The organism is Bartonella sp. TS82HLJMH, from assembly GCF_042193495.1.
In the GTDB taxonomy this organism is placed as follows: domain Bacteria; phylum Pseudomonadota; class Alphaproteobacteria; order Rhizobiales; family Rhizobiaceae; genus Bartonella; species Bartonella grahamii.
This window is the reverse complement of the sequence record NZ_JBHILU010000001.1, coordinates 225,370-235,275: the sequence shown is the minus strand read 5'-3', so window position 1 is coordinate 235,275 and position 9,906 is coordinate 225,370. Positions and strand designations below refer to the sequence as shown.

Annotated in this window: 6 protein-coding genes; 2 read left to right on the top strand and 4 right to left on the bottom strand. The window is 38.4% G+C overall.

What is annotated here, in order from left to right:
* On the bottom strand, window positions 1-498 hold the full coding sequence (locus tag ACFIKO_RS00855) for a BA14K family protein (RefSeq protein ID WP_375619170.1): 498 nt from the start codon (window positions 496-498) through the stop codon (window positions 1-3).
* 167 nt (window positions 499-665) lie between these two features.
* On the opposite strand from ACFIKO_RS00855, the gene ACFIKO_RS00850 reads away from it, so the two are divergent.
* Both ACFIKO_RS00850 and ACFIKO_RS00845 read left to right on the top strand, forming a co-directional pair.
* Complete coding sequence (locus ACFIKO_RS00850; RefSeq protein WP_375619303.1) at window positions 666-1,763, top strand: carboxynorspermidine decarboxylase; 1,098 nt, start codon at window positions 666-668, stop codon at window positions 1,761-1,763.
* A 53-nt stretch (window positions 1,764-1,816) separates the two neighbouring features.
* Window positions 1,817-3,055: a saccharopine dehydrogenase NADP-binding domain-containing protein gene (locus tag ACFIKO_RS00845; RefSeq protein WP_375619171.1), complete on the top strand. Its 1,239-nt coding sequence runs from the start codon at window positions 1,817-1,819 to the stop codon at window positions 3,053-3,055.
* A gap of 1,015 nt (window positions 3,056-4,070) precedes the next feature.
* Here the strand turns inward: ACFIKO_RS00845 and lpdA are convergent.
* Genes lpdA through ACFIKO_RS00830 form a run of 3 tightly spaced genes read right to left on the bottom strand, consistent with a single transcriptional unit; the run spans window position 4,071 to window position 9,752 of the window.
* Window positions 4,071-5,477: a dihydrolipoyl dehydrogenase gene (lpdA, locus tag ACFIKO_RS00840; RefSeq protein WP_375619172.1), complete on the bottom strand. Its 1,407-nt coding sequence runs from the start codon at window positions 5,475-5,477 to the stop codon at window positions 4,071-4,073.
* Window positions 5,478-5,508: 31 nt separating this feature from the next.
* Complete coding sequence (gene odhB / locus ACFIKO_RS00835) at window positions 5,509-6,720, bottom strand: 2-oxoglutarate dehydrogenase complex dihydrolipoyllysine-residue succinyltransferase (protein WP_375619173.1); 1,212 nt, start codon at window positions 6,718-6,720, stop codon at window positions 5,509-5,511.
* Between the two features lie 32 nt (window positions 6,721-6,752).
* Complete coding sequence (locus ACFIKO_RS00830) at window positions 6,753-9,752, bottom strand: 2-oxoglutarate dehydrogenase E1 component (RefSeq protein ID WP_375673068.1); 3,000 nt, start codon at window positions 9,750-9,752, stop codon at window positions 6,753-6,755.
* Window positions 9,753-9,906: the final 154 nt, after the last annotated feature.

The window sequence follows — 9,906 nt, the reverse complement described above, 5'->3', positions numbered from 1 at the left end:
CTATCCTTTAAAAAAGCGTGATAAACACTGTTTACGCCCCCCATGAAAAGGCTGAAAACTATTATCATTTTTATTATAAGAGCGATAACGCGCACGGCAAGATTCAATATGTTGTTTAAGCATCCATGGCTCTTTTTTTTCTAGTTTTTCCGAAGAAGACGTTAAAAACACTTTTTTAGCATCTAGTACAACTTTTAATGATGCGCCTTTTGTGCTTAAGTGCGGTGACGTAACAAATGCCACTTCAGGATACCACCAATTATCACTGTATTTACGATAACCACGCCGATAATGACGATAACCTTTAAAACCATTAAGTTCTCTACGCCCCGTAAAAATCAAAGGCACCGAACTATCTTGGACAGAAGTCTGAGTAACCAGTTTGGCTTTAGCATCACTCCTATTTTGCCCCCAATTAACAAGAGTAGTTGTTATAATGAAAAAACTGCTAACAAATACAAAAGCTAAAGCATAATATAATTTTTTTTTCATACTCATAACGCAAAACTCAAAATAATAAACAACAGTAATTACAGAAAGCCTTTCTCTTGCTAGACAGAAACAGATTCTTTTCTTAAGACTCTTTTTTCTTGAGACATCCTGTTACTCTTTGTACTAAACGTTGATCTTGGTAATAAGATCCTTCAAAAAAGAATGAATAAATGATGATAAAAACCCCCTACTATCTTATAGACAAATCGAAACTCATCAAAAACATGCAAACAATTTCTCGTTTACGGGAAATATCTGGAGCTAAAATTTTACTTGCTTTGAAATGTTTTGCAACATGGAGTGTTTTTGATTTAATGTCTGAGTTCATGGATGGAACCACATCATCATCCCTTTATGAACTGCGTTTAGGAAAAGAAAAATTTGGCAAAGAAACCCATGCCTATTCGGTTGCTTGGGCCGATCATGAAATTGATGAAGCCTGTAGCTATGCAGACAAAATTATCTTTAACTCAATCCAACAGCTTCAACGTTTTTCTAACGCTAGCAAAACCATCCAACGGGGTTTGAGATTAAACCCAGGAATCAGCGCATCCAATTTTGATCTTGCCAACCCCTCCCGCCCTTTTAGCCGCTTAGGCGAAACTAATCAAAGCGCTATAAAAGAAGTTCTACCCCTCATAAATGGCCTGATGATCCACAACAATTGCGAAAATGCTGATTTTAATCTTTTTAACCAAATGCTGAATTACATGGAAGAAAAATTTGCGGAACTTTTTTCTGCTGTTGACTGGATAAGCCTTGGTGGCGGCATCCATTTTACAGCTGAAAATTATCCTTTAGAATCTTTCGCAAAACGTTTAAAACAATTTTCTAAAACCCATGGTGTTACTCTTTTTCTAGAACCAGGAGAAGCTGCTATCACCAAAAGCACCACATTAGAAGTCAGTGTTCTTGATACATTGTATAATGAAAAGAATCTTGCCATCGTTGACAGCTCAATTGAAGCACATATGCTTGATCTTCTCATTTATCGTGAAAATGCCAAATTAGAACCCAATCAAGGACCACACGAAATTATGATTTGTGGAAAATCTTGTCTTGCCGGCGATATTTTTGGAACATTTCAATTTCAAAAACCTCTTAAAATAGGCGATAGGCTGTCTTTTCAGGATGCAGCAGGTTATACAATGGTCAAGAAAAACTGGTTTAATGGCGTTACAATGCCTGCTATTGTTCTCAAAGAGTGCGATGGTACATTAACACTTCAACGCCAATTCAGCTATAACGACTATCAGAAAAGCCTTTCATAAAGATCAACCATAAAAACGTCATACAACAGTATTAAAAAGGAGATGAACCTACAATGAAAAAAAATGTTCTCATTATTGGTGCTGGAGGTGTTGCACAAGTTGTTGCACACAAATGTGCTCAAAACAACGATATTCTTGGTGAAATTCATATTGCTTCACGAACACTCAAAAAATGTGAATCCATCATTGCTTCTATTAAAGAAAAAAGCACAATGAAAGAACAGGGTGTTCTCAAAAGCCATTCGCTCAATGCCATGAATGTAGAAGAAACTATAAAGCTTATCCAAAAGACCAAATGCAACATTGTCATTAATGTTGGTTCTGCCTTTCTTAATATGTCTGTTCTTTCAGCTTGTATTGAAACCAAATGCGCTTATATAGATACAGCGATTCATGAGGACCCGTTGAAAATTTGTGAAACACCTCCTTGGTATGGCAATTATGAATGGCCTCGGCGTCAAGAATGTGAAAAAGCTGGTATAACCGCTATTTTAGGAGCAGGTTTTGACCCAGGTGTAGTGAATGCTTATGCAGCATTAGCGCGCGATGATTATTTTGATAAAATCACAGATATTGATATCATTGATATTAATGCCGGAAATCATGGGCGTTGGTTTGCTACAAATTTTGATCCAGAAATTAACTTCCGTGAATTTACAGGACAAGTATGGTCATGGCAAAATAAAAAATGGACTTCCAATAAAATGTTTGAAGTCAGCCATGAGTGGGATCTTCCCGTTGTTGGAAAACAAAAAGCCTATATGACAGGACATGATGAAATTCATTCATTATCGAAAAATCTCGATGTGGAGAATGTCCGTTTCTGGATGGGATTTGGTGAACGTTATATCACTGTTTTTACGGTTCTAAAAAACCTCGGACTCTTATCCGAACAACCGATTAAAACAGCGGAAGGTCAAGAAGTCGTGCCCTTGAAGGTCGTGAAAGCCGTCTTACCCGACCCTTCCTCTCTCGCCCCAGACTACACAGGAAAAACCTGTATCGGAGATCTTATTAAAGGCGAAAAAGATGGAAACCCGAGAGAAATTTTTATCTATAACATAGCCGATCACAAACAAGCTTTTCATGAAACTGGAGCACAAGCCATTTCCTATACCGCTGGTGTACCAGCTGCTGCTACAGCCCTTCTCATTGCTACAGGCGAATGGGATGTTAAGACTATGGTCAATGTAGAGGAATTACCACCCCGCTCTTTCCTTAAATATCTTGATCGTATGGGGCTTCCCACTTTTATAAGAGAACAACAAGAGGATAAAAAATTAGAATTTTAAATTTATACCTATAGAAAGCAGATGCTTGATTTTTTAAGTTATCAGAAAACTGCCCAATGAAAACAAACTTAATATTGTCATATAATTATGGTTTTCAAAAAATTTTAGCTATTCGTTATATTTTGGTAACATTGCGATTTCTTAACAACCTTAAAGAAGAGACATCTCATCTTTTTAAGATATAACAAGCAATGATCAAGAAAAACAGAGAAGCAAAAAATAATCACACTGTATAACTTGTCATTATCATCAAAAAGATAGTGTCATAAACAAAAGATATAAAAATACCGCTCTTTTAAAAAAGAGCGGTATTTTGTAGAATATTCAGTTCCTCCCCTTTTCATCTTAAATGACAAAGATCCTTAACTCCCACCAATCATTAAACAATTCAATTTCTTTGAGCGAATTCCTCTTGGCTTCCCTCTTCATATGATTCATTATCATATATAACACTTTGATTTATAACATAAAATATCATTTTCAACTTGATTCATAACGCTGAAAACCGTAAGATTCTCTTATCATAAACTCTCTCACATTGAATCAATTAAAATCTTTTTCCTGCACATCACAAACAAAGCGGATGTATGAGTAAAAATGATAAAAGAAAAGAATAAAAATTTCTCTTATAAAAACTCTCAAATGATAAAGAGCTTTAGCAATATTGAGAACTGAAAAAGTGCATTATAATGTCAGCATGTACTTTTACTAAACATAAAGATGATGGTGCACTATAGATCTTATAACAGTTTGAATGAATTTTATATATTTCAAGAGGAACTTTACAGCTATACTATTCATGAGCACCACCGCTCTAAACGATAGTGCACAACAGGATAATCAATCAAAACTGCACAACTGAATTCTAAAACAGTAATTATCGAAAAGCATACAACAAATGGAATATTTCAACACAATTGGTTGTATTCCTTTTTAAAGTTTTAAAATGTTGTTGCATGCTTCACAAATATTTTCTGCCTCTTGTGCCTTTTAAAATGTACTTTTTAAAAGCTTTTTAAATATGAAGTGGTTTAGCAAATGTTGCCAAAGCTGCCTCACGCACAGCTTCTGATAAGGTAGGATGTGCATGGCAACAACGCCCCAAATCTTCTGATGAACCACCAAATTCCATTAAAACTGCAATTTCATGGATCATTTCACCAGCACCAAACCCAAGAATATGCCCCCCTAATACCCGATCTGTTTTTTTATCAGAAAGGATTTTAACGAACCCATCACTCTTTTGCATTGCACGTGCACGACCATTAGCCATAAAAGGAAATTTGCCAACATTATATTCAATACCAGCAGTTTTTAGCTCTTCTTCTGTCCTTCCTACACTCGCAATTTCCGGCTGCGTATAAACAACACTAGGAATGACATCAAAATTAACATGCCCTTTTTGACCTGCCAAAATTTCTGCCACAGCAACGCCTTCTTCCTCTGCTTTATGCGCTAACATTGGCCCTTTTACGACATCACCAATCGCATAAATTCCTGGAACATTCGTCTGCCAATGGGCATCAATTGCAATAAATCCGCGTTCATCTAACTGAACACCAGCCTCTTGTAAGCCAAGCCCCTCCGTATACGGAGAACGTCCAGTAGCAATAAGCACAACATCAGCCTCTAAAGTTTCAGCTGCACCACCTTTTACGGCTTCAAAAGTCACCCGAGCAGTTGAGCCAGATTGTGTAACAGCTGTTACTTTTGTTCCCGTCTTATATTCTATCCCCTGTTTTTCCATTAATTTCTGAAATTGCCGTGAAACCTCACCATCCATGGAGCCCAAAACTTTATTAAGATACTCAATAATGGTAACTTTAGCACCTAAACGGCTCCAAACTGATCCAAGTTCTGAACCAATAACACCAGCACCTACTACAATCATATGCTCTGGTACTTTTTCAAGTGAAAGGGCTCCCGTAGAAGAAACAATAGTCTTTTCATCAATTTCAACATTCACCCCTGGAATGCCTGAACTCTCTGAGCCCGTAGCAATGATAATATTTTTTGTTTCAATTGTTTTTTTATTACCATCTCTGGCAATAACTTCCACATGACCCGCACTCAAAATTTTGGCTGTCCCTAAAAAAGTATCAACTTTATTTTTTTTCATCAAAAAAGAAACGCCACTTGTATTGGCTGTCACCACAGCTTTCTTATGAACCATCATTTGTTCAAGATTAAGCTTAGATTTACCAATAGAAATACCAAGCGTTTCAAAACCATGCTGGGTTTCAGAAAACACTTCTGAAGCATACAACAATGCTTTAGAAGGAATACAACCAACGTTGAGACATGTTCCTCCTAATGTTGTACGCTTTTCAATAATCGCTACTTTAAGCCCCAGTTGTGCAGCCTTTATTGCTGCTACATAACCTCCTGGACCTGCTCCGATCACAGCCACATCATAAGACATCCGTTTCTCCTTTCATCCTGAAAACTGTATTTTACAAATCAAGAACAAGGCGTTCCGGATCTTCTAAGCTTTCCTTAACACGCACAAGGAAAGTTACAGCTTCTTGCCCATCCACAATACGATGATCATAAGAAAGCGCTAAATACATCATGGGGCGGATCACAACTTGGCCCTCAACAACCATTGCTCGCTCTTTAATCGCATGCATTCCCAAAATACCAGACTGTGGTGCATTTAAAATCGGTGTTGACATCAACGATCCATACACACCACCATTGGTAATGGTAAAAGTTCCGCCTTGCATATCAGAAACGGCTAATTTTCCATCACGCGCAAGACGCCCCAAACGACCAATCTCTTTTTCAATCTCTGCCAATGACATTTGATCTGCATCTCGCACTACTGGAACAACAAGCCCTTTATCCGTTCCAACAGCAATTCCAACATTGACATAGTTTTTGTAAACAATATCTGTCCCATCAATCTCGGCATTAACAGCAGGAAGTTCTTTTAATGCATGACAAACAGCTTTGGTAAAAAAGCCCATAAAACCAAGTTTAACACCATGTTTCTTTTCAAAAAGGTCCTTATAACGCTTGCGCAAATCCATCACCGCTGACATATCAACCTCATTAAATGTGGTTAACATTGCTGCTACATTTTGTGCATCTTTAAGACGGCGAGCAATTGTTTGACGCAATTTCGTCATACGAACCCGCTCTTCACGTGTTTCTTGGACAGGAGCTGCCGAAGAACTCGTCGCAGAAGAAGAGGGTGTAGAGGCATTTGTACTTTGTTTTAATCCACCAAGAACATCTTCTTTAAGAATTTGTCCACGTTTTCCAGAACCTGAAATATCGCTTTTTGCAACATTATTTTCAGCCATCAATTTTGCTGCTGAAGGAGAAGGAGGCATTGTACTGCTCGAAGCAGGCTTCTCTGATTCAGATGAAGCCGCTGGAACAAGTGTAGCAGAAGGTGAAGATGATTGGGAGACACCAGCTTCTCCAGCTTCCACCACTCCTAAAAGAGCATTTACTTCAACCGTATCGCCTTCTTTCGCAATGACTTCAGATAATTTCCCCGCAACAGGAGAAGGAACTTCAACTGTTACCTTATCAGTTTCTAATTCAACCAAAGGCTCATCCATAGCGACAGCTTCGCCAAGTTTTTTAAACCATTTTCCAACCGTTGCTTCGGTAACCGATTCGCCCAAAGTAGGAACACGAATTTCAGTAGTCATAATATTTTTCCATACATCAGAGTAGTAATAAATTAAGAACCTAACGCGTCTTTAAGAAACGCAGCCAGTTGTTCAAGGTGTTTCACCATTAACCCAGAGGCCGGTGACGCACTCGCAGGACGTCCTGCATAACGAGCACGTGAATATTGCGCATTAATATGCGTCAAAACCCATTCCAAATAAGGCTCAATAAATGACCAAGCCCCCATGTTTTTTGGTTCCTCTTGGCACCAAAAAACTTCCGCCTGCAAAAAGCGCGACAACACATTCACCAAAACTTTAGCAGGGAAAGGATAAAGTTGTTCAACACGAAGGAGGTAAACATCATCAATACCCTTTTTTTCACGTTCTTCATAAAGGTCGTAATAAACCTTACCAGTACAAAGAACGACACGGCGAATTTTATTATCTTTCTGCAACTTAATGACAGAATCTTTGAGACATTCTGCATCATCAAGCAACACACGACAGAAACTTGTTTCCGGCCCCATTTCATTGAGAAGAGAAACAGCTCGCTTATGACGCAAAAGTGATTTCGGTGTCATCAAAATCAATGGCTTACGGAAATCACGCTTAATTTGTCGACGCAAAATATGAAAATAATTTGCAGGGGTTGTACAATTAGCAACCTGCATATTATCTTCCGCACAAAGTTGAAGAAACCGTTCTAAACGTGCAGAAGAATGCTCCGGCCCTTGCCCTTCAAAACCATGAGGCAATAAACACACAAGACCAGACATACGAAGCCACTTACGCTCCGCGGATGAAATAAATTGATCAAAAATGACCTGTGCACCATTAGAGAAATCACCAAATTGTGCTTCCCAAAGTGTTAATCCTCGTGGTTCAGCAAGAGAATATCCATATTCAAAACCAAGAACAGCTTCTTCAGAAAGCATAGAATTAACAACTTCATAAAGCGCTTGCCCTTTTTGTAAATGATTCAAAGGAATATAACGCGCCTCATTTTCTTGGTCATAAAGAACTGAATGACGTTGTGAAAAAGTTCCCCGTTCAACATCCTCACCGGAAAGACGAACTGGTGCTCCTTCCAAACAAAGTGAACCAAAAGCTAGAGCTTCAGCGGTTGCCCAGTCAACACCCTCACCGGTTTCAAAAATTTTAGCACGATTATTTAAAAAACGTTGAATGGTTTTGTGAACGTGAAAATCTGCCGGAATTTCGACAATTTTCTGACCAATTTCCTTTAAAATTTTTAATTCAACACCGGTTGTTCTAGAATGTTGTTCATCAGAACTACTAAAAGCTTTGAGTCCCGTCCAGCTTCCATCAAGCCAATCAGCCTTATTAGGCTTATAAGAAGCACTTGCTTCAAATTCACCTTCAAGCTTATCGCGCCATAATTTTTTTTGTTGCTCAATCTCTTCTAAAGAAATCACCCCTTCTGCTACCAATTGATCACTATAAAGTTGAAGTGTTGTTTTATGATTACGAATTGCCTTATACATAAGCGGCTGCGTAAAGGAAGGCTCATCACCTTCATTATGCCCATAACGGCGATAACAAAACATATCAATAACCACTGGTTTATGGAAAATTTGGCGAAACTCTGTTGCTATTTTGGCAACAAAAACAACCGCTTCAGGATCATCACCATTCACATGGAAAATTGGTGCATCAATCATTTTTGCAACATCTGATGGATAAGGCGAAGAACGTGAAAAACGTGGAGATGTTGTAAAACCAATCTGATTATTGATAATAACATGAAGTGAGCCTGCAACACGATAACCCTTAAGACCTGAAAGACCAAAAGTTTCTTGGATAACGCCTTGTCCTGCAAAAGCAGCATCACCATGAATAAGCAATGGCATCACTTTTGAACGCTCACTTAATGAGAGTAAATCAGTATGCGCAGGTCCCATAAGTTGATCTTGTTTAGCACGTGCTTTTCCCACAACAACCGGATCAACAATCTCAAGATGAGATGGATTGGCCAACAGCGATAAATGAACTTTTTTACCATCAAATTCAAGATCAGCTGAAGTTCCCAAATGATATTTGACATCACCGGATCCCTCCACATCATCAGGCTTATAAGATCCCCCTTTGAATTCATGAAAGATAGCCCTATGCGGCTTGGCAAGAACTTGTGAAAGAACGTTTAAACGACCACGATGTGCCATTCCTAAAATAACTTCCTGCACCCCTAAAGCACTACCACATTTGATAATCTGTTCAAGAGCGGGAATCAGCGCTTCACCACCATCGAGTCCAAAACGCTTTGTACCTTTATATTTAGTGTCTAAAAACTGTTCGAAACCTTCCGCCTGAATAAGCTTATTAAGGATAGCTTTCTTGTCTTGTTGTGTGAAAGAAATTTTTTCATCTCGCCCTTCAATGCGTTCTTGAAGCCATGCTTTCTGAACCGGATCAGAAACATGCATATATTCCACACCGATTGTTGAACAATAAGTACGGTTGAGAATTTCAAGCATTTGTGGAATAGTTGCATATTCCAACCCTAAAACATTATCAATAAAAATGGGACGCTCATAATCAGCTGGAGTAAAACCATAAGCCTCTGGAGAAAGTTCCTTATAATCTTCTTGTTTTTCGGCCAATTGAAGAGGATCAAGCCGCGCACGAAGATGCCCCCGTGCTCGAAACGCACGAATCATCATAATTGCATGAACGGAATCACGTGTTGCACGAATAATATCTTGCTCACTGGAAGTTTTTCCCTTTTGTGCAGCACCTGTTATTGCTTTTTCCTTTAATTTATCACCAAGATATTTTTCAAGAGAAGACCAATCACCATCAAGAGCGGAAACCAATTCTCCATTTGCCTTTACTGGCCAATGATCACTTTGCCATGTTGCCCCTTCAGCATTTCTGAGAACATCTTCCTTTTTATCATGAAGTCCTTCAAAAAAAGCACGCCACTGTGAATCAACACTGGTAGGATCTTTTTCATATTGAGCATAAAGTTGATCTATATAATCCGCATTGCCACCATAAAGAAATGATGTCTGTGCAAAAAGGCTATTTATTTCGTCCTGCCTTGCCATATACCTCTCCGGAACATCTATTCCGTCTCCTTATATCTCTTTTCGACCTTTAAATGCTTACAAAACAAGCAATGATTCGAACATTCAAAAAATTTACCTTTTTATACTCAAGTTTTTTCACCTGAATCTAAGAACTTTTTCTTATTCAAGTGAA